Source organism: Bacteroides sp. MSK.20.82 (genome assembly GCF_019052485.1).
In the GTDB taxonomy this organism is placed as follows: Bacteria; Bacteroidota; Bacteroidia; order Bacteroidales; family Bacteroidaceae; genus Bacteroides; species Bacteroides thetaiotaomicron.
Window position 1 is genome coordinate 11,721 of sequence record NZ_JAHQUN010000018.1, and the last position, 22,157, is coordinate 33,877.

Sequence of the window (22,157 nt, forward strand, 5' to 3'; positions counted from 1 at the left end):
TTCCTATCGAACCGCAAACCCTGTCAGATCTTTATTTCAGCAGATCCGCCCACTGCTCATTGCTCAGTGCAGGCAGTGCCTCACTATCCATAATAAACGTTTCCGCCAGTCTCCTCTTGTCCTCCTGTAATTGGAGAATCTTTTCCTCGATACTGTTCTGAGTAATAAAACGATAGGCGATAACCTGTTTATCCTGACCGATACGATGTGCACGGGCGATGGCTTGTGACTCGGCTGCAGGATTCCACCAGGGATCGATGATAAATACATAATCGGCTTGTGTAAGGTTAAGGCCGACTCCTCCTGCTTTCAAAGAAATAAGGAATGCCTGCACATCCTTTTGTTCGGTGAAATGGGCGATTTCGGAAGGTCGGTTGTTGGTGGAACCGGTCAGCAGAGCATACTTCCAGCCCCGTTGGCGGAATACTTCGGCAAGTATCTCCAAATGCCGGACAAAGGAAGAAAAGATAAGTACCTTATGTCCTTCACTTCTTAGTGTGTCAAAGGTATCGATGATTTGTTCCGTTTTTCCCGATACCCCGTCGAAGTCGGGAAAGATAAGCTGCGGATGGCAAGCCAGTTGACGGAGACGCAGGATACCGTTCAGGATGCTGAACATATGGTATCTGTCTTTGTTTTCGGGTTGCTGGAGTAATATGTTGCGGAGGCTGTTTTTCTCCTGTTCGTAGCTCTCACCCTGCTTTTCGGACATGGCGCAATAGATCGTTTCTTCGGTAAGCGGGGGAAGTTCCGGCGCTACCTCGCTTTTGCTTCTGCGAAGGATAAACGGAGCGATGATCTGTTGCAGCCTTTTCTCCATACGGACGTTTCCTTGCCGGATCGGAATGATAAACTGCTTATGAAAAGTGCTTTCTTCTCCTAACAGGTCCGGTTGCAGAAAACGGAACTGTGCCCACAAATCTTTGAGAGAGTTCTCGATAGGCGTGCCGGTAAGTGCAATCCGGTGCTTGCCTTGCAACTGGATGACCGAACGGAAAGTAAGGGAATCATTGTTCTTGATATTCTGACTCTCATCAAGTACGATGTATTCGAATGTGTAGGAGCGGAGAATATCAATGTTATTCCTCATCATCCCATAAGTCGTGAATATCAGATGGAAATGATTGAAGAACTTCTCCGGATGTCCTTTGGGAAACGCGGTGTTGCTGTTATATTCCGCTATCGCAAGAGTCGTGAAGCGTTTAGCCTCTCTTCGCCAGTTGTGGAGCAGGGAAGTGGGGACAACGATCAAAGTGGCAGGCTTACGGGAGTTCTTTCCGTGTTCCTGTCTATGATCATTTCCTTTCGGTTTATTTTTCTCTCTGATTTCCCGTGTGTCCGGCAGCAGTTCATCTTCGGAGGAGAACGAAAATAAGGAGAACTGTCCTTCGGCATCTGCTATCTGCTCTCTGGCGGGAGGATTGCTGGCAGTACATTCCTTGTCCGGCTGATTGTCGGAAGCTGTACTTTCTGTAAATACGGGCTTTATAGGAGCAGTGACCGCATCGGGAGAAAGCGGTTTGTATATATATTGCAGTAGCGTCAGGGTCTGAAGTGTCTTTCCAAGTCCCATATCATCTGCCAGGCAGCCGCCGAATCCTTGCTTGTTCAGCTGTACCATCCATGAGAATCCTTTCTGCTGATAGGGTCGTAGTTTCGCATTCAGTCCTTGGGGAACAGGAATATTACGTATCTCTCTCTTGAAAAGCAGGTTTTTAGGCCCGTTTTCTTCTAAAGCTGATTGTACGGCACCGACAAAGGTCGGTTTCAGACGAATCCCCGTCTCCGTTTGAGTGCCCAGTTCCAACAGGTTTCCATATTTGCTGAACCATTCTTCCGGTAAAAGAATCATGCGTCCGTCCGGTAACAGAAATTCTCTTTTCTCTTCAAGGATGTGCTTGCGGAAGCGTGAGAAAGGGATTCGCAGATTGCCGATGACTACTGTGATATGTAACTCAAACCAGTCGGGCTCATCATCACAACTCTGTTCGATGTGGATTTCGTCCAGACAGTAAGGGGTATTCCCCATGTTTCCTGTCAGCAGAAAAGACTGTTGGAGCATCTCCCGATATGCACTGATCCATTCGGTAATTGTCTTTTCGGAAGCATCGGGCGACAGCTTGAAATGAACGTCGCTGACTCGTTGCAAGCCGGAATCCGTTAACATCCGGAGCTTCTCTTCTTCGGCATCGCTATCCCGACGGAAGAAGAATATCTCGCCGAAATCGTTTCGGTAAATGATCTTCTTCATTTCGGTCACGGTGTCGGGAGTAAATGACTGGTCTCCATAACGGAAGCTAAGCCGCAACATCTGTTCGTCGTAAATGGTATCTTCAAGAGACAGGACAGCTTCGCAGGCATACGTCTCTTCAATGATATTCAGTCCCTGAGTCGTGATTTCATGATAGCGTGCTATCGGAATGACGATGTTATCAATGTATTTCTCGATTTGGGAGGCAGGGACGCTGATTTTCTTTTTCTTGGTAAAGGGCAGAATGCGTACGCTCTCAATATGCGGAAAGAAGTACAGCTCCATTCCCAGTAAGAGGGCAGACGGTGAGGAGGTCAGCACGATAACAGGCTTCTGCTCACTTAATGAGAGCGGCTGCCCGTCATAATAGCATTGCAGTTGGTAGCGGAAATTGGTCTCATCGGCAAGAAACGTAAAACGGATTTCCACGTCATGAGGATGCACATGATAGGCATGATGCGCATATAGCAGTTTGCTTCCGACCTGTTTCTGATACAGAGGAAGATTATGATGGCGTATCAATGTCAGCATCTCCTGCATTTTTTTCTCGATGAATGGGCGGATATTATTCTTTACCCGCTCCGGATCTTCGGATAATTTGCGCAGAAAACGGGATACTGTTTTCTCACGCGAATAGATCCCCATCAGATATTTCTCTGTATAATGAGAGGCGATGTCGATAGCTTGTTGTTCGGCCTCGTTCATCCGGCTGATTGCTTCGGGTGAAGCGTGAAAAGCCTGTTCAATGAGTTGGTATGTACCGTCGTCAGATTTCTCTGCCATATAAGGAATCAGTAGTGTGCCGAACGTCAGATGTTCGGTTAAAACGATGATAACTTGTCCGGTATTTGCTTTCTCTTCCATTCTCTTTAGGCTTTAACAAACAAAGATACGGGAAAATCCTTAATTTTGCAGCATGATGGAAGAAAACAAACGAGTATTGTTAGGAATGAGCGGTGGTACGGACAGTTCCGTAGCTGCCATGCGATTGCTGGAAGCCGGATATGAGGTGACCGGAGTTACTTTCCGTTTCTATGAGTTGAACGACTCGACCGAATATCTGGAAGATGCCCGCCATCTGGCAGAGCGTTTGGGAATCCGTCATATCACGTATGATGCCCGTGAGATATTCCGCGAACAGATCATCGAATATTTTGTGCGTGAATATATGGTGGGGCATACTCCTGTGCCTTGCACATTGTGCAATAACTATCTGAAATGGCCCCTTCTTTCCAAAATTGCCGATGAAATGGGGATTTTTTATATTGCTACAGGGCATTATGTCCGGAAAGTAAAGGTGGATGATACCTATTATATAACTTACGCTGCCGATTCGGACAAGGATCAGACCTTTTTCTTATGGGGACTCAAACAGGATATTCTTCGGAGAATGTTGCTTCCGATGGGAGATATTACCAAAGTGGAAGCACGTGCCTTTGCTGCTGAACGGGGATTTCAGAAAGTGGCGGTGAAAAGGGACAGTCTGGGCGTTTGCTTTTGCCCGATGGATTATCGAAGCTTTCTGAAAAAGTGGTTGGTCAGCAATTGTCAGCCACAGGTCAGCAATTGTCAGCCGCAGGTCAGCGTAGGTCAGCCCCAGGTCAGTGCAGGTCAGACTTGGTCAGCGGAGGTCAGACGTGGACGATTCGTCGATGAAAAGGGAGATTTTATAGCCTGGCACGAGGGCTATCCTTTTTATACCGTCGGACAACGGCGTGGCTTGGGCATTCATTTGAATCGTGCCGTCTTTGTGAAGGAAATTCGCCCGGAAAAGAATGAAGTAGTACTCGCTTCCCTACAGGCTTTGGAGAAAACAGAGATGTTACTTAAAGATTGGAATATTGTTAATCGGGAACGTTTGTTAGGGCATGCGGATATCATTGTGAAGATTCGCTATCGGAAACAGGAAAATCATTGTACCGTGACAGTTACACTAGATAATTTCCTGCATGTACAACTTCACGAACCGTTGACGGCAATCGCATCCGGGCAGGCTGCTGCCTTCTATAAAGATGGTTTGTTGCTAGGCGGTGGAATCATTGTAGAATAATCATTGCTTCAGTCTCCTATAAAGTTTGAAAAAGTAAAAATCATCTGCCATCTGCAACAGAATCGACTCATCTTATTCTTTATTTTTTGCTTATAGCGTTGTAGATACCAGTTGCAAGCTGGTAATACAAAAAAGTCCCACAGTGCATATTATGTACACTGTAGGATACTTTCTGTCATATAATGATTTAATTTGTTCGGATAACTTTATTCGTTGTTCAGCACCAGCATTGACTCTATATATTCGCGTGTATTGCTTAATCTGGGCACTTTGTGCTGTCCACCTAATTTTCCCTTCCTTGCCAGCCAGTCATGGAACAATCCCGGACGCGCAACGATGACTTCCAGTGGTTGCAGAGCAATATCTTTCCAACGCTTCGCCTCATAGTCTGAATTTACTTCTTTCAATGTAGCATCAAGTATTGCGGCAAATTTCTCTACGGAATCCGGCATCTTGGCAAATTCTATCAGCCATTGATGACGGCATTTGGCGTGTTCGTCCATAAATACCGGTGCTGCAGAGTATTCGCAAACCTGCGCTCCCGTCTCGGCACAAGCTTTAGCCAGGCCTTTTTCGGCATTATCTACAATCAGTTCTTCTCCAAAAGCATTGATGAAATGCTTCGTACGTCCTGTGATGACGAACTTATATGGGTTCTTGCTGGTAAACTTCACCGTATCACCGATCATGTATCGCCACAATCCGCAGGACGTAGAAATCACCATTGCGTAATTCTTGTTAAGTTCCACCTCTTCGAGGCAGTAAGCACGTGGATTTTCCTTATCAACTTCTTCCAGCGGAACGAACTCGTAGAAAATACCGTAGTCGATCATCAGCAACATGGCAGGGTCCGAAAGATCGTTCTGCGTACCAAAGTATCCTTCGGAAGCGTTGTAGGTCTCTACATAATGCATCATCTTTGAGTGAATCACCTGTTTGTACTGCTCACGATAAGGGGTGAAAGCCACTCCGCCGTGGAAGAATACTTCCAGATTCGGCCACACTTCCTCCAGTGTTTGTTTGCCGGTCTTTTCGAGAATACGCTTGATAAGTACCAGCATCCACGAGGGCACACCGGACAAACTGGTCACATTGACCGGAATAGTACTGTTGGCTATCGCTTCTATCTTGGTTTCCCATTCGCTCATCAAAGCGATTTTCTTGCTCGGCACACGAATGAAATTGATTAACGGATTGACGTTCTGAATCAGAATCGCCGACAAGTCTCCCACCAAACTATGGTTGGAGTTGAGGTTCGGACTATGGCTGCCTCCCAGAATCAACCCTTTTCCCGAGAAAAAGTGACTGTCCGGATTGATGCGGAAATAGAGTGCCGCAGCATCTTTACCGCCTCTATAGTGAATGTCTTCCAGAGCTTCTTTGCTGACAGGCAGGAATTTGCTTTTATCATTGGTCGTTCCGGATGATTTGGCAAACCAGCGTATTTCCGATGGCCAAAGCAGATTCTGTTCCCCCGCCCGCAAGCGTTCTACATAAGGCTTTATTTCCTCATAAGTCTGTATTGGAAGGCGGTTTCTGAAATCCTCATAGCTACGGATGGAGGCGTAGTCGTACTTTTTTCCCCACTCTGTCTGTGCAGCTTGGTTCACTAAGCGACTCAGCACACGGTGCTGTATCTCACTAGCCTGACTAGCATAAAGGTCTATTTGTTTTAAACGGGAATCGAAAGTCTTACTAATAATCTTTGTAATATTCATTTCTGCTTTAACATAATAATGTTTAGTCGTGCAAAAGTAACCTTATTTATCTTTTTTTTCTATCTTTACGACGGAAATAATCGTTAAAATTTGGCGACTTTTCTTGAATCCCGAGTTTCTGACTAAAAAAAACGACAATGAGAATTGGAATCCTGACTTCCGGAGGAGACTGCCCCGGTATAAATGCCACTATTCGTGGCGTGTGCAAAACTGCCATCAATCACTATGGGATGGAAGTAATAGGAATTCATAGTGGTTTTCAAGGTTTGCTGACAAAAGACATAGAATCCTTTACTGATAAATCCTTATCCGGATTGTTGAACCAAGGGGGTACAATGCTGGGTACTTCGCGCGAGAAACCTTTTAAAAAAGGAGGCGTCGTCTCGGATGTCGACAAGCCGGCACTGATTCTTCAGAATATTCAGGAAATGGGACTGGATTGTGTCGTCTGCATCGGAGGAAACGGAACGCAGAAAACTGCCGCTAAATTTGCCGCAATGGGCGTCAACATCGTATCGGTCCCCAAAACCATTGATAATGATATTTGGGGAACGGATATTTCCTTTGGATTTGACTCCGCCGTGAGCATCGCTACGGATGCCATCGACCGCTTGCATTCTACCGCCAGCTCGCACAAAAGGGTGATGGTTATTGAAGTGATGGGGCATAAAGCCGGCTGGATTGCCCTGTATTCGGGCATGGCGGGTGGCGGCGACGTCATTCTTGTCCCCGAAATCCCTTACAACATCAAGAATATAGGAAATACAATCCTCGAAAGGCTGAAAAAAGGCAAACCCTATTCCATCGTAGTGGTGGCAGAAGGCATCCTGACGGATGGCCGGAAACGTGCCGCGGAATACATCGCACAGGAAATAGAATATGAAACGGGTATCGAAACACGTGAAACCGTATTGGGATATATTCAGCGTGGTGGTTCGCCTACTCCTTTCGACCGTAATCTGTCTACCCGCATGGGAGGACACGCGACAGAATTGATTGCCAATGGGCAATTCGGGCGTATGATTGCTTTAAAAGGAGATGACATTTCGTCTATCCCTCTTGAAGAAGTTGCCGGTAAATTGAAGTTGGTAACTGAAGATCACGATTTAGTGATTCAGGGCCGCCGCATGGGGATTTGTTTCGGTTAACTTATAATTTACTCTTTTGTCGTTAGGATGGTAGTTGGAGTCGTCATTCCTTCTCAGTTTCTGTTGCTTCGACCTCATTAACAGTCGTTTCGACTTTGTCTGCAGTCGTTTCCGCTTCCGGTGCTTCGGTCTCCAAAGTATCCGGTTCCATGGTTTCCGACTCAGTCAATTCAGGTTCGACCGACTCTGTTTCCACTTCTGACGGCTTCGAATGCTGCGACTTCGCTTCATTGACTGTATCCATGAATGTCTGGTCTTTTACCTTCTTGATAGCCATTTGCGCGGCATTCTGCTGAGATTCTTTTTTGGAATAGCCCGTACCAGTTCCGGCAGGAAGCCCTTCGATGCGAACCTCTGTCTGGAAAACGGGATTACTGTCATGGTCGAGGAACTGCTCAATCAACTCAAAGGAAACCTCCATCTTGTTCTTCTGGCTCCATTCGATAAGCTTGGACTTGAAGTTGACCTCTTTGCGGGAGATTTTGTCCAGATCAATATAACGGTTGATGATTCGCTGCTCCATAAACTGCTTGCAACGTTCATACCCCTGATCCAGATAAATGGCTCCGATAAATGCTTCGAAAGCATTCCCGTACATATAACTGTTGTGAGAAGAGGAGCGGGTAGAATATTTGATAAGTTTGTCCAGGCCGATCTCCACGGCTAACTTGTTCAAAGTCTCTCGTTGTACGATCTTGGAACGTGTGTTTGTCAGGAAACCTTCCCGTTTTCCTTCGAAACGTTTATAGACAATATCTCCTACGATGGCGTCGAGTATGGCGTCACCCAAAAACTCCAGTCGCTCGTTGTTCAGCGGACGTCCCTTCTCGGAGCGGACGGCAGATGACTTATGCAGGAGCGCTTGTTCGTAGATCTGGATATTGTGCGGATAAAATCCGAGTATCCGGTAAAAACAAAGATAAGACTCTCTGTCTTTGCGGAACAGGAGTCTTATCTTATCTATTTGGTTACGTAACACGATTTTACTCAGCGTATTTCTTGAAGATAACGCACGCATTGTGACCACCGAATCCAAATGTATTGGACAGGGCAACATTAACCTCACGTTTCTGAGCTTTGTTGAACGTGAAATTAAGGTCGTAGTCAATGTTCTCGTCGTTGTCACCTTCTTCGTGGTTGATAGTCGGAGGAACAATGCCGTTCTTGATGGCAAGGATGCTTGCGATAGATTCTACCGCACCGGCAGCTCCCAGCAAGTGACCAGTCATTGATTTTGTAGAACTGATGTTCAGTTCGTATGCGTGATCACCGAATACTTCCTTAATTGCTTTCGCTTCAGAAATATCACCTACCGGAGTAGATGTTCCGTGAACGTTGATGTAATCTACTTCTTTCGGATCCATTTCTGCATCTTCCAGAGCGTTCAGCATTACCAGTTTGGCACCAAGACCTTCCGGATGGGAAGCTGTCAGGTGATGAGCATCTGCAGACATACCTACACCGGCAACTTCTGCATAGATTTTCGCACCACGGGCCTTAGCGTGTTCCAGTTCTTCCAGGATCAGGCAACCGCCACCTTCGCCCATGATGAAGCCGTCACGGCTTGCGCTGAATGGACGTGAAGCCTTACTCGGCTCATCGTTGCGTGTTGACAGAGCATGCATAGCGTTGAAACCGCCTACGCCTGCAGGGAAGATGGCTGCTTCCGAACCACCGGATACGATTACGTTTGCTTTACCCAGACGAATCAGGTTGAAGGCATCCGCAATGGCATTGGTAGAAGTAGCACATGCTGAACAAGTCGCGTAGTTAGGACCATGGAAGCCATACATGATAGAAATTTGTCCGGCAGCAATATCCGAGATCATCTTCGGGATGAAGAACGGATTGAACTTGGGACCTATTTCCTGATGAGTGTAGTAGTTGCCTACTTCTTCCTCGAATGTATGTATACCACCGATACCGGCGCCAAAAATAACACCGATTCTGTTCAAATCTTCTTTTTCGACGTCAAGACCGGAGTCCGATACCGCTTCTTTGGCAACAGCGACAGCATACTGAGTGTATAAGTCCATCTTTCTTGCCTCTTTACGGTCGATATATTTAGTTACATCGAAGTTTTTCACTTCGCATGCAAACTGGGTCTTGAATTGCGACGCATCAAAATGAGTAATAGGCCCTGCTCCACTAACCCCGTTCACTAGATTTTCCCAGAATTCGGGTACATCATTGCCAACAGGAGTAATGGCGCCAAGGCCTGTTACTACCACTCTTTTTAATTCCATATTGATGAAATCGGATAATTACTTAGCGTGTTCTTCGATATAAGATACAGCATCACCTACAGTACCAATCTTTTCTGCTTGGTCATCAGGAATAGAGATACCGAATTCTTTTTCGAATTCCATGATAAGTTCTACAGTGTCAAGAGAATCTGCTCCCAGGTCGTTAGTGAAGCTTGCTTCGTTAGTAACTTCTGATTCTTCTACGCCTAATTTATCAACGATAATCGCTTTTACTCTTGATGCAATTTCAGACATAACTTTAAGTTTTTAATTAATAATTAGTTTTATTTCTTTAAATTTGCGGTGCAAAGGAATGAATATTTATCGTTTTGCGCAAATATTTGACTAAATAAATGCAGTCTTTTGCACATTTTTCACTGTTTTGTGCATTGAATTCGAGTATAATGAAGAAAAACATCGCCATTTTCGCTTCCGGTTCCGGCTCAAATGCCGAGAATATAATCCGGTATTTCCAAAAGAGTGACTCCGTTGAGGTGTCGTTAGTACTTTCTAATAAAAGTGATGCCTACGTTTTGGAACGTGCGCATCGTTTGAAAGTGCCCTGTAACGTGTTTCCAAAGGAGGACTGGATAGCCGGAGATGAAATTCTGGCTATTTTGCAGGAATATCGTATTGACTTTATCGTGCTGGCAGGTTTCCTTGTCCGCGTGCCGGATTTGCTTTTGCATGCTTATCCCGATAAAATCATAAATATACATCCTGCTCTCCTGCCCAAGTTCGGCGGAAAAGGTATGTACGGCGACAAAGTTCACCAAGCCGTAGTAGCTGCGGGCGAAAAAGAAACTGGCATTACTATACATTATATTAATGAGCACTACGACGAAGGAAACATCATCTTCCAAGCCACCTGCCCCGTACTTCCCGATGACTCACCCGAAGAGGTGGCTAAAAAAGTACACGCTCTGGAGTATGAGCATTTTCCACATATTGTAGAAGAAGTAATAGGTAATAAGTAATAAGTAATAGGTAATAAGTAATAATCGTAGTTACTTTGGTGCCGTACCCGTTCGGTAGATATCCGCATGGTTATTACCTATTACCTATTACTTATTACCTGCATATACGCCTTTGCTTCTCTCCTCAACGGGTAATCTCCCCGTAAGGTTTCGAATAGTTCCGGATGGGATTTTAATCGGTTGCTGTCTTCGATGGGATTGTACATTTTCAGCAGAGCTTCTTCATGGTCTTTTGCTTCGATAAGAGACGAAGATGGGGCGGGCGGGGTGATTTCATAAGTTGCGCCTAGGTGGAAGAAACGGCAGATGGAGTCCAGCGACATTCGGGTGGCATTTGCTTTTCCGTCGGCGGAGTATCCGGCGATATGCGGGGTGCCTATCAGTACCTTTTCTAATAATTCACGGTTAATTTCCGGTTCATGTTCCCATACGTCGATTACTGCGTCCGAGATTGTACCGTTGTTGATGGCTTCCAGCAGGGCGTTTGTTTCGATCACTTCTCCTCTTGAAGTGTTGATGACAACAGGCCTCCGTTGGAGAGACCGGAAGAAATTTCCGTCTGCCAGATGGTATGTTTTATATTTCCCTTCCTTATATAAAGGTACGTGAAAGGTGATGATATCACATTCTTCGGCTATTTTCTCTAGTGAGGTGAAGGCGATGTTTCCTTCTTTCTCTTCTCTTGGCAAGTCGTTCAGTAGTACACGCATACCGAAATCCTGTGCGACTTTGGCCACCTTGCTTCCTACATTACCTACACCGATAATGCCGATCGTCAGTTCGCCCGGCTTTTTATTCCGAAGAGATTTCCAGATCAGAAGAGAGGATTGTATATACTGAGCCACCGAGGCGGAATTGCATCCCGGGGCATTCGCCCACTCGATACCTGCCTGTTTGCAGTATTCAGTGTCGATATGGTCAAATCCGATGGTTGCTGTGGCGATAAATTTTACTTTGCTGCCTTCCAGCAATTCGCGGTTGCAGTGAGTGCGGGTTCGGATGATGAGTGCGTCCGCATCCTGTACCAGTTCCCGTGTAAAATCCTTTCCCGGTGCGTAGATTACCTCTTCGGCAATTTTCTCTGCTGCCTCTTTTATATAAGGTATCTTATCATCTATAATAATTTTCATATACAATTCCTTTTTTACTCAGACAAAGGTAAGAAATAAAAAAGTAAGAAACGGTTGCTTGTCTGAAAAATATTACATAGCTTTGTCCTATTATACATCTATTAGCTAGTTAAGATTATGACATTTAGTAACCTTTGCAATGATATTTTTTGGAAATCGACGACAGATTACCATGTGACGGACAGTGTAGATGCGCCGATGAACAATCCTTACGAGTTGAAGTCGATAGAGTATTATTTGTATCTGAAAAACTGGATTGATGCCGTACAATGGCATTTCGAAGATATTATCCGTGACCCGCATATTGATCCGGTGGCAGCCGTAGCTTTAAAGAGAAGAATCGATAAATCCAATCAGGACCGTACGGATCTGGTGGAGCTGATCGACAGCTATTTTCTTGATCGATATAAGGATGTAAAGCCGCTGGCAGATGCTACCATCAATACGGAAAGTCCTGCCTGGGCAGTAGACCGTCTCTCTATTCTTGCATTGAAAATTTACCACATGCAGCAGGAAGTGGAGCGTACGGATACGACGGAAGAACATCGTGCACAATGCCAGGTGAAACTGGATATTCTGCTGGAACAACGGAAAGACCTTTCTTCGGCTATCGATCAGCTGTTGGCTGATATTGAGGCAGGGAAGAAGTATATGAAAGTATATAAACAGATGAAGATGTATAATGACCCGGCGCTGAATCCGGTACTTTATGCGAAAAAATAACGAATGGCGCGTATTCTCATTATCCGTTTCTCAGCTCTTGGCGATGTAGCCATGACGATACCGGTAGTACATTCGCTGGCAGTACAATATCCTCAACTTGAAATTACTGTGTTGAGTCGTGCTGTGTGGCAACCGCTTTTTCAGGGACTTCCTGCAAATGTGAGTTTTATCGGTGCTGACTTGACGGGTAAACATAAAGGATTATGGGGGTTGAACACCCTTTATTCGGAACTGAAAGCAAAGAGTTTCGACTATGTGGCAGATTTTCATCATGTGCTTCGTACGAAATACCTGTGTTTGAGGTTCCGGCTGGCTAATATACCTGTGGCATCTATCTATAAAGGTAGAGTGGGAAAAGAAAAATTAGTTCGCCGCCGGCATAAAGTATTGGAGAACCAGAAAAGTTCTTTCCGTCGTTATGCCGATGTGCTGGAGAAACTGGGTTTCCCTGTATTGTTGAACTTTTCTTCGATTTATGGAGATGAAAAAGGGAACTTTGCAGAGATAGAACCTGTCACAGGCGCAAAAGATAATTTGAAATGGATTGGTATAGCTCCATTTGCCAAACACATGGGTAAGATATACCCTATTGAATTGCAGGAGCAGGTAGTAGCCCATTTTGCTGCCGATCCGAAGGTGAAGGTTTTCCTTTTTGGTGGTGGCAAGAGTGAACAGGAAGTATTCGATGGTTGGGTGGCGAAATATCCTACCGTCGTTTCTATGATTGGTAAGTTGAATATGCGTACCGAACTGAATCTAATGAGTCATCTGGATGTGATGCTCTCGATGGATTCGGCGAATATGCATCTGGCTTCGCTGGTCAACATTCCGGTGATCTCTGTCTGGGGAGCTACTCATCCATATGCCGGGTTTATGGGATGGAAACAGTTGCCGGTCAATACGGTACAGCTTGACCTGTCATGCCGTCCCTGCTCCGTATACGGACAGAAACCATGCTGGCGGGGCGATTATGCCTGCCTGAGAGAAATAAAACCCGAACAGGTGATAGCGAAGATTGAAGGAATAATCAATTAGGAGCCAGGTACTCCTGAGATATGGAACAAGAATGAAGAATAAACTTTTATATAAGTTGCGTAGCGGGAAGAATCCTAAGTTCATTTACTATTCGGTAAATATGCTCAGGATGTTGGTACCTAAGTTCTTTTTTCAAATGAGATTGCGGTCAAAACTAGTCTCTGTCTCCCGGCGTAAAGACTACGAATATATCAGGCAACGTGTCGATTATTATAATAAACTGTCCGATGAAGTGAAACTGCCAACAGCAGCTGCCCGCCTTTCAGAACATAAAATAGGAAGACAGAAAGTTTATTTTTTTGATACTTATCAGTATACCCGGTGGTTCTCCGATCAGTTTCAGTGGGGCTTTTGTCCCGGTGATGTGACATTTGTTCCCGACTATCCCTCTATTGTGAAAAGTCGTCCGCTGACAGATGATAACGTGAATTCGATTGTGATGAAACTGGATAAGGTTCGTCATTTTATATTTGTGGACGACAAGAAGGCTTTTACAGAGAAGAAAAATATGGTAATCTTTCGTGGAAAGGTAAAAGGAAAACCTTCCAGAAAGCTTTTTATGGAAATGTATTTTCATCATCCGATGTGCGATCTGGGAGATGTCAGCAAAAATACGACTGATCCGGCAGAGTGGCGTACGGAGAAGAAAACGATTAATGAGCATTTGGATTATAAATTCATAATGGCTCTTGAAGGAATCGATGTGGCCAGCAACCTGAAATGGGTGATGTCATCAAATTCAATAGCAGTGATGCCCCGGCCTACCTGTGAGACATGGTTTATGGAAGGCACGCTTATTCCCAATTATCATTATATTGAAATAAAACCGGATTTCTCTGATCTGGAGGAACGGTTGCATTACTATATAGAGCATATAGATGAATCATTGGAGATCATCAATCATGCCCATGAATATGTGTCCCAATTTAAAGATAAGAGAAGAGAAAATTTGATATCACTGCTTGTGTTGGATAAATATTTTAAGATGACCGGGCAAAAGAGTTGAGAGATGAAGAGAAGTATGACCATTCTTGTTTTTTCGTAAGATGAAAATAATGATTAACCCCAAATACGAATATCTGAGAGAATATGTAGAACGTATTCCGAAAGATTTTGAGACAATAGGAACGGTAATTCATTCCGGGCGAAATTTGATAAAGATGATCACGGTGGATGGATTGGATATTAATGTGAAACGGTATACGATACCTCCGCTGATAAACCGGATCGCTTATGCTTTCTTTCGCCCTTCGAAAGGGAAACGGGCTTTTGTCTATCCGGAGAAACTGTTGGAGAAAGGGTTTGAAACCCCTTGTCCTATTGCCTATATAGAAGAGACAAAAATGGGTTTGATTGGTCATTCATATTTTATGAGCGTACAATCTCCCTATCGATATAATTTTTGCCAGTTTGGCAATGCGGATATAAAAAGCTGCGAAGATGTAGTGATCGCTTTTGCGGAATTTACAGCGCGTCTGCATGAAGCCGGAATTTTGCATTTGGACTATTCGCCGGGAAATATCCTGTATGACAAGATAGGAGAGGAATATCATTTCTCACTGGTGGATATTAACAGAATGCATTTTGGTGAAGTGGATATTAAGAAAGGTTGTGCGAATTTTGCCCGTTTATGGGGGCAGACGCCCTTCTTCATCTTGTTGGGAAAAGAGTATGCCCGTTCGAGAGGGATGGATGAAGAAGAATGTGTGCGTTTGATTCTGCATTACAGAAAGAAATTCTGGAACAGATACCGTCGCAGACATCAGGTTTGGTTTCAGTTAGATATTTAATGGCTAAAGGAGGATATTAATGATAGTAGCTTTTGAAAATAATGTTGTTTGTTCGGATGAAAAAGTGCGCGACTACTTGCTTGCTCATCATGCTGACTTGAAAGAAGATCAGGATGAGGACACATTATGTCTGGTTCGTTTGCATAAGGAGGAAGACATTGATGGCACTGATCGTGTGGACTTAGCCGGATGGAGGGAGCTTTCGAGAGAACTTTATTGGGCTGGGGAACAGATGGAGTGCAATTATTCTATTATCCGTTTTAGCCGGAAGACTACTTCTTTGCAGATGTCGGTCGTACTGTCAACCTGCAACCAGCTTGAATGGCTGGAGAAGGTGTTGTGGGGATATGAAGCCCAGGATACTAAGAGCTTTGAATTGATTGTTGCCGATGATGGTTCGCGGAAAGAAACTTATGATATGTTGCAGAGGATAACTCCGCAATTGTCCTTTCAGGTGAAGCATGTATGGCACGAAGATAAAGGATTCCGTAAATGTGATATTCTGAATAAAGGCATACTGGCTGCGCAAGCAGATTACCTGCTTTTCAGTGATGGCGATTGTATTCCACGTAAAGACTTCGTCTCAACTCACCTGTGTCTTCGCCGTAAAGGACGTTTCCTGTCCGGCGGATATCATAAGTTGAGTATGGATTTGTCGAAAGATATTACAAAGGACGATATATTATCCGGCAGATGTTTTGATCTGCAATGGATGAGAGGAAAAGGGATGCCTGCCTCTTTTAAAAATAACAAACTGACTGCTACAGGATTTAAAAGGTGGGCATTAAATACTTTTACTCCTACCAAAGCTAGCTGGAACGGGCATAACGCTTCCGGTTGGCTAAGCGATATTCTGGCTGTGAATGGTTTTGATGAGCGTATGCAGTACGGTGGACAAGACCGTGAATTTGGAGAACGTCTGGAGAACTATGGAATTCATGGTATGCAGATACGTTACTCTACCGTATGCCTCCATTTGGATCATGCAAGAGGGTATAAGACGAAAGAATCTATCCAGAAGAACCGGAACATACGAAAGCATACTCGTGGAGCAAAGGTTCAATGGGCTTCTCTGGGCATTGTAAAGGATGAACTGAGAGGTCAGTTTGTGAAGGTGAACAGTTATTATGATCGCTATACACGGGAAGAAGAGAAGCTGACTTCCTATAAGGAAAAAGGAGGATTCTACCGACATATCTATTCTTTGCCTTGCAGGTGGAGAAGAGCAAAGTATCATGATAAAGTGGTGCGTGCTTATCAGCAGGACACTGATGCTCCGGCATTATCGAACCATTCGGGAGTCATTGTCTCGTTGACGACATTTCCTCCCCGTATTTCTCAACTTCATCTGATGTTGAAATCGATTCTGTGGCAGACTTGTCCGCCCGAAAAGATAATTGTATGGTTGTCGGAACAGGAGTTCCCCGGGCGGTTGAATGATCTGCCGGAAGAACTTAAAAGGTTGATGGCTAAAGGAATAGAATTCAGATTTGTGTCTGAGAATTTCCGTTCACATAAGAAGTATCATTATGTTTTCCGTGAATACCCGGATAGTAAAGTGATAACAGTGGATGATGATCTGATTTATCCCCGGAATACGGTTGAGCGTTTGCTTTCCTTATCGTATCAGTATCCGGATACAGTTTGCGGAAACGTTATCCGGAAGATTCATATGGATGGAAATTCTTTTTCGGTATATAGAAAGTGGGCGAAAGTGTTTACGATGCCGGTGAATAGCTCTTTGCAGAATGTGGCAATCGGATGTGGCGGGATTTATTATCCTCCCCATTGGTATGGAGAGGAGCTGTTTGACTGGAAAATAATCAGTGAACATTGTCCGTCTGCGGATGATTTATGGCTGAAAGCGAATGAATTAAAGAGGCGGGTCAAGGTGACAGGAGGGGGTGAATTCTATCCCCGGCCGATAGAGCTGCCTCAAACACAGAATAATAGCTTACAAAAGAAAAATAATGGGAAAACTAACCTGAATGATAAACAGTGGAAATCTTTGAATGAACTTTGGAAACTAGACGAATTATACTGTATAAATGGCAAATAAGAGGTAATTGTTTGATTTGAGAGTGTTTAGATTGTATTATCGAATCACAGACAAGTGTGAAATTTATTTAAAATCGAGGGTAGTTTTGCAGTATTCCTTGTTATATAGCATTCTATATAGAAGGGGCTGCAGTAAAAATAAAAAGTTGACAAGTAGAATAATATGAATACTAATATCTCTGGACCATTGATTAGTCTTATAGTGCCTGTTTATAATGTAAAGGACTATTTGAAGACTTGTCTGCAATCTATACTGGAGCAGACCTATAAGAACCTTGAGATTATCTTAGTTGATGATGGTTCTGACGACGGCTCTTCTGGTATCTGCGATGAGTATGCGCGTATGGATCAGCGCATTAAGACTATTCATTTGCCTCATAGTGGGGTGAGTGCTGCCCGTAATGCCGGTTTGGCTGCAGCTACGGGAGAGCTCTTGGGCTTTGTTGACAGTGATGACTGGATTGATCATGATATGTATCAGTATCTTTACACCTTGATGCAAGAGCATGATGCAGATGTTTCTGCTTGTACTTATCTTCTTGAGCAGGAGGGAAGACCTTCTAAAATGATCAACAACACGGGTAAGCTGTATGTTTTTTCCAGAAAGGAAATCATACGCGCTTTGGTAAAGAATGACTTGGTAAAGAACTATTTATGGGCGAAGCTCTTTAAACGTAAATTGTTTGACCGCCTTTCATTCCCTGTCGGACGGGTTTATGAGGACGTAGCTGTATTATATAAAGTATTTTATAGCTCTCAGAAAGTGGTATTGAGTTGTGTCTCTAAATACCATTATATGATTCATAAGAATGAAAGCATTACTCGTGGTGGTTATGATCCGGTAAAGGAATATCATTATTTCCTGAGTCTTTATGAACAGGATAAGTTTATTCAGAATGCGGAACTTGGAGGTGAATCTTCCGTTGGCGTACTTAAGAGGGGGATTCATTTGATTAACCATACTTTGTTGTGCCCTCCGTCACCGGCTTTTGAGGATATAATAGATGAAACGATGTTGAAAATGCGTGAATATCGTCATATTACTCCTTGGCAACTAGGCCCGAGTATGTCAATCAAACGATATTTTATGTGTAAACACTTCGGCTTCTATAGGATGCTATATCGTGGTTATCGTGCTATATTTAAGAGAAAGCACAAATTGTTGATTGACTAGAATGACTAAGGAAAAGATAGCTTTTATAGTAGTTCGTTATGGAAAAGATATAAACGGAGGTGCTGAATATCATTGTCGTATGCTGGCCGAAAGGCTGGTTAACGATTATGATGTTGAAGTATTGACTACGTGTGTCAAGAATTATGTTACCGGTGATAATGAATATCCTGAAGGAGAAGAAATCCTGAATGGAGTTTTGGTACGTCGATTCTATTCAGATCCTGTTGAACCGGACTTACATAAAAGCTATGTCAGGCAGGCGGCTCCGGCAAAGAAGTGGAGGCACTTCTTGTACAGATGTCGTCTTTTGAAGCCTTTGTCTTATGTGAAACCGATTTGGCATTATAAAGAACAAGAAGAAATAAAGGCCTTGAATAGTCAGGTTTTTTATTCATCTTCAATGTATGCTTTTATAAGAGAGAATAAAGCTTCTTATAGAGCATTCATTCCGCTTTCCTTTTTCCCTCATACTTATTATACTGCACTATATGCACCGGAGAAGACGATTCTGATTCCTACTATGCATAATAACGGTTCATCCTTTCGTTCTATTATTACTTCTGTTTTCTCTGAGGTTGCCTATATTGGATTTAATATAGAAGCAGAACAGAAATTGGTAGAGAATATAGTTGGAAAGCCTTTGGCTGCTCACGGCATTATAAGTGTAGGTATAGAGAAGACGAAAGCTGCTGATTGGGAGCAAACAAAGGTAAAATATAATTTGCCGGAAGATTATCTATTGTATGTAGGGAGAATTGATGCTATAAAGTTGAATAATATAGTTGATTACTTTTTAAGCTATAAAAAGAAATATGTAGGTTCTCGATTAAAGCTAGTTTTAGTCGGAGGCATTTTTGGAAAGACAGTCGAACATCCGGATATAATTTACACAGGTTTTGTTGATGATGCGGAGAAAGTAGCGATTCAGTTGAATGCTAAAGTAATAGTGAATCCTTCCAGATATGAAAGTTTATCACTTATTTTACTTGAAACGATGAGCGAAGGTAAGGCGATGTTGGTCAATGGCAGGTGTAATGTGTTGAGAGAACATTGTGAAAAGAGTAATTATGCAGCTTTGTATTATATGAATCGCAGAGATTTTATGCGAAAATTGCATAACCTTGAGAACTCAGAAACATTACGTCAACAGATGGGAGAGAAAGGGCGTCACTATGTTCAGGAGAATTATAATTGGGAGATGATTATAGGACGGATGAAAAATGTGATTCAGATGCTCTCATAAGTAGAATGTTGTATTAAGGGAAGCTATGAAGAAAGAGAAAGTTGCTTTTGTTGTTGTCAGATATGGCAAAAATATAAATGGCGGGGCTGAATATCATTGTCAGATGTTAGCAGAACGGTTAGTATCTGATTATGATGTGGAAGTACTTACTACCTGTGTCAGAGATGTTGCGACAGGCGAAAATATATATCCGGAAGGTGAGGAAGAATGGAATGGAGTGGTGATTCGTCGTTTTAGGACTAATCCTGTTCAGCGTGAAAAGGAACGCTATTTCGCAAAGAAGGCTAAACCAGCAAGAAAACTACGCCAGTTCCTTTTTAAATTAGGAATCTTGAAATACTTGTCTTATTTGATTCCTGTATGGTCTTACAAACATGATGATGAGGTACAAGCGATGAAGAGTGATAAATTCTATTCGTCCGCATTGAATGATTATATTCGTGATCATATAGATGAATATAAAGCATTTATAGCAATGTCTTCTGATTATGTCACCTTTTATTACACTGCATTGTATGCAGGTAGAAAAACAATAGCTATTCCTACAATGCATAATATGGGTATTTCTTTCCGTTCTGTATTAACATCTGCTTTTTCAAAGATAGCTTATGTTGGTTTTAATACCGGAGAGGAACAGAGGCTTGCTGAAAATATTCTGGGTAAGGCTTTGGGGGCTCATGGGATATTGAGTGTAGGAATAGAGGAGTCTTTATCCGCAGATTGGGCGATGACAAAAGAAAAGTTTCAATTACCAGAGAAATATTTGTTATATATTGGTCGTATTACTCCTAAAAAGATTCATCGTTTACTTACATATTTTGTGAACTATAAGAAGAAATATTCAGATTCAACATTAAGATTAGTATTAGTAGGTGGGCTGGCTATGGAGCGATTTGAGCATCCTGATGTTATATACACAGGCTTTGTCAGTGATGAGGAGAAAATGTCAATTCTACAGCATGCCGATATTGTAGTGAATCCTTCTCGTTATGAAAGCCTTTCTTTAATACTTTTAGAGGCTATGAGTCAAAAGAGGCCAATGCTTGTAAACGGACATTGTAAGGTCTTGAAAGAACATTGTTTAAAAAGTGATTTTGCTTCTTTTTATTACATGAATAATCGCGGGTTTAATCAGGCACTTCGACGGATTGAACAATCGGAAGATTTGAGAGAGGAGATGGGAGAGAAAGGTGTATTTTATGTGAAATCGAACTATAATTGGACTTTGATTATGGGGCGCTTAAAGCAAGCTATCAAGAGTATCTAAATCTTTATATATTTTCGATAACATGCTTTAGTTTATTCATTATTATGTTCCAGTCGTAATTACTGTTAACGTAAGAATATCCTTTTTCTCCCATCTCTAATCTAAGATTGGTAGAAGAGTCTAGCATATGAAGCTTATCAATGAAACTTTTTTCATTAGTGTAGTATAAAGCAGCATTATTACTTTTATGGCAATGTTCTTTCAATACATTACAATTGCCATTGACCAGCATCGCTTTTTTTAAAGCCATTGCTTCCAGTAATATAAGTGATAGGCTTTCATACAGTGATGGGTTGATTACAATCTTTGCATGTTGAATGATTGATATCTTTTCTTGTTCTTCAACAAAATTAGTATATATAATATCCGGATGATTAAAAGGATCACTATATTGTTTGCCTACAAGAACAAACTTTAAATCAGAATTAGGATATACCTTTTTATAGTTGAGGAAATAAGTATACACATTGTTAAGCTTGCCTTGGTCTACTCTCCCTACATAGAGCATATATTCATCAGGAAGATTATACTTTTCTTGGGTCACTGCCCAGTCTGATGGAGCACTTAGCTCTATCCCTACGCTTACAATACTGTGGGGTGCCATGTGCATACCAAATATTTTTCTTGCTAGTTTTTGTTCTGCTGTTGTGTTGAAAGCGATGTAGGCTGCCTTTGTAAAGACTTGTGTCAAGGTTGAGCGAAATGCAGTTTTGTGATAATGCATTGTAGGGATTACAATAGTCTTTTCTGGTGCATATAAAGTTGTGTAATATACATGAGAATAATCTATTGTAATAGGGATGATTGCTTTGTAATTATCTTTATTTTCTTTTATGAAATTGAAGAGAGCCGGAGAATGGAAAACTTGGCTACCGAGTGCTTCTAGTTCTTCTTTTTCTTTGAAATGCCAAATAGGGAAAAAGTAAGAAGCAATAGCTAGAAAGTGACATTTGTATAAAAAACGTCTTAATTTATAAGCCGGTTTAGCTTTCTTTTTATAAAAGTTTTCAAGTTCAGGATGAGTGGGATTAGTTTTAAAACGGCGAACAATGACTTTATTGATAATCTCTTTTTCCTTAAACTCAAGATTTTCTCCAGTTCTATAATTATCTACACAAGTAGTTAGAACTTCAACGTTATAATCATTGGTGAGTCTTTCGGCTAGCATTCTACAATGATACTCTGCTCCTCCATTGATATTTAATCCGTAACGTACAACAACAAATGCTATATTTTCCTTACTCATATTAATATAATAAGCTTTCCGGCAAAGATACGATTATTAATGATAACCTGGGAACTTAAAATCTGGTTTTTATTTTACTGATAATACTATATTCTCTATCT

The 22,157-nt window shown here is 42.6% G+C and carries 18 protein-coding genes; 11 read left to right on the forward strand and 7 right to left on the reverse strand.

Translation table 11 applies throughout. The annotated features are described in order from the left end of the window. Nucleotides 1–31 precede the first annotated feature (31 nt). Nucleotides 32–3,115: a DEAD/DEAH box helicase gene (locus KTR07_RS15400; RefSeq protein ID WP_117981573.1), complete on the reverse strand. Its 3,084-nt coding sequence runs from the start codon at nt 3,113–3,115 to the stop codon at nt 32–34. A gap of 52 nt (nt 3,116–3,167) precedes the next feature. On the opposite strand from KTR07_RS15400, the gene mnmA reads away from it, so the two are divergent. After that, nucleotides 3,168–4,301, forward strand: a complete 1,134-nt coding sequence (mnmA, locus tag KTR07_RS15405; protein ID WP_117981574.1) for a tRNA 2-thiouridine(34) synthase MnmA — start codon at nt 3,168–3,170, stop codon at nt 4,299–4,301. 206 nt (nt 4,302–4,507) lie between these two features. On the opposite strand, the gene KTR07_RS15410 is transcribed toward mnmA, so the two are convergent. Beyond that, nucleotides 4,508–6,019 (reverse strand): GH3 auxin-responsive promoter family protein, encoded by a 1,512-nt coding sequence (locus KTR07_RS15410; RefSeq protein WP_117981575.1) that lies wholly within the window; start codon nt 6,017–6,019, stop codon nt 4,508–4,510. A 137-nt stretch (nt 6,020–6,156) separates the two neighbouring features. On the opposite strand from KTR07_RS15410, the gene KTR07_RS15415 reads away from it, so the two are divergent. Then, nucleotides 6,157–7,167, forward strand: coding sequence for an ATP-dependent 6-phosphofructokinase (locus KTR07_RS15415; protein ID WP_008767561.1), 1,011 nt, complete (start codon nt 6,157–6,159; stop codon nt 7,165–7,167). 43 nt (nt 7,168–7,210) lie between these two features. Here the strand turns inward: KTR07_RS15415 and rnc are convergent, their stop codons facing one another. From rnc to KTR07_RS15430, 3 genes are read right to left on the reverse strand one after another with little or no spacing between them, the layout of a single operon-like run. Further along, entirely contained in the window at nt 7,211–8,185 is a 975-nt protein-coding gene (rnc, locus tag KTR07_RS15420) for a ribonuclease III (RefSeq protein WP_011108787.1), read from the reverse strand. Continuing rightward, the gene (gene fabF / locus KTR07_RS15425) at nt 8,151–9,413 is read right to left on the reverse strand and encodes a beta-ketoacyl-ACP synthase II (protein WP_008762962.1); all 1,263 of its coding nucleotides are present in this window, start codon (nt 9,411–9,413) and stop codon (nt 8,151–8,153) included. The genes rnc and fabF overlap by 35 nt, the downstream gene beginning before the upstream one ends. 18 nt (nt 9,414–9,431) lie before the next feature. Next, nucleotides 9,432–9,668, reverse strand: coding sequence for an acyl carrier protein (locus tag KTR07_RS15430; protein ID WP_004291965.1), 237 nt, complete (start codon nt 9,666–9,668; stop codon nt 9,432–9,434). A 98-nt stretch (nt 9,669–9,766) separates the two neighbouring features. Between KTR07_RS15430 and purN the strand changes: the two genes are divergently transcribed. Then, nucleotides 9,767–10,390, forward strand: a complete 624-nt coding sequence (gene purN / locus KTR07_RS15435; protein WP_117981576.1) for a phosphoribosylglycinamide formyltransferase — start codon at nt 9,767–9,769, stop codon at nt 10,388–10,390. A gap of 80 nt (nt 10,391–10,470) precedes the next feature. Here the strand turns inward: purN and pdxB are convergent, their stop codons facing one another. Then, nucleotides 10,471–11,520, reverse strand: a complete 1,050-nt coding sequence (gene pdxB, locus KTR07_RS15440; protein ID WP_117981577.1) for a 4-phosphoerythronate dehydrogenase PdxB — start codon at nt 11,518–11,520, stop codon at nt 10,471–10,473. A gap of 117 nt (nt 11,521–11,637) precedes the next feature. Here pdxB and KTR07_RS15445 point away from each other — a divergent pair, with 117 nt between their 5' ends. The 8 genes from KTR07_RS15445 (at nt 11,638) to KTR07_RS15480 (ending at nt 20,810) form a co-directional block, all read left to right on the forward strand. Next, nucleotides 11,638–12,243 carry a DUF4254 domain-containing protein gene (locus KTR07_RS15445; RefSeq protein ID WP_008767565.1) on the forward strand — a complete coding sequence of 202 codons (606 nt, stop codon included), beginning with the start codon at nt 11,638–11,640 and terminating at the stop codon, nt 12,241–12,243. Between the two features lie 3 nt (nt 12,244–12,246). Next, nucleotides 12,247–13,278, forward strand: a complete 1,032-nt coding sequence (locus KTR07_RS15450) for a glycosyltransferase family 9 protein (protein ID WP_048695952.1) — start codon at nt 12,247–12,249, stop codon at nt 13,276–13,278. Nucleotides 13,279–13,309: 31 nt separating this feature from the next. Next, complete coding sequence (locus tag KTR07_RS15455) at nt 13,310–14,284, forward strand: glycosyl transferase family 90 (RefSeq protein ID WP_117981578.1); 975 nt, start codon at nt 13,310–13,312, stop codon at nt 14,282–14,284. Nucleotides 14,285–14,324: 40 nt separating this feature from the next. Further along, the gene (locus KTR07_RS15460; protein WP_117981590.1) at nt 14,325–15,068 is read left to right on the forward strand and encodes a tyrosine protein kinase; all 744 of its coding nucleotides are present in this window, start codon (nt 14,325–14,327) and stop codon (nt 15,066–15,068) included. Between the two features lie 19 nt (nt 15,069–15,087). Beyond that, a complete protein-coding gene (locus KTR07_RS15465; RefSeq protein ID WP_117981579.1) occupies nt 15,088–17,127 on the forward strand; it encodes a glycosyltransferase family 2 protein in 2,040 nt (679 codons plus the stop codon). 162 nt (nt 17,128–17,289) lie between these two features. Then, complete coding sequence (locus KTR07_RS15470) at nt 17,290–18,300, forward strand: glycosyltransferase (protein WP_217315456.1); 1,011 nt, start codon at nt 17,290–17,292, stop codon at nt 18,298–18,300. Between the two features lies 1 nt (nt 18,301). Further along, entirely contained in the window at nt 18,302–19,543 is a 1,242-nt protein-coding gene (locus tag KTR07_RS15475) for a glycosyltransferase family 4 protein (RefSeq protein ID WP_062695838.1), read from the forward strand. A gap of 25 nt (nt 19,544–19,568) precedes the next feature. Then, on the forward strand, nt 19,569–20,810 hold the full coding sequence (locus KTR07_RS15480) for a glycosyltransferase family 4 protein (RefSeq protein WP_062695837.1): 1,242 nt from the start codon (nt 19,569–19,571) through the stop codon (nt 20,808–20,810). Between the two features lie 4 nt (nt 20,811–20,814). Here the strand turns inward: KTR07_RS15480 and KTR07_RS15485 are convergent, their stop codons facing one another. Then, a complete protein-coding gene (locus tag KTR07_RS15485) occupies nt 20,815–22,056 on the reverse strand; it encodes a glycosyltransferase (protein WP_011108796.1) in 1,242 nt (413 codons plus the stop codon). Nucleotides 22,057–22,157 lie beyond the last annotated feature (101 nt).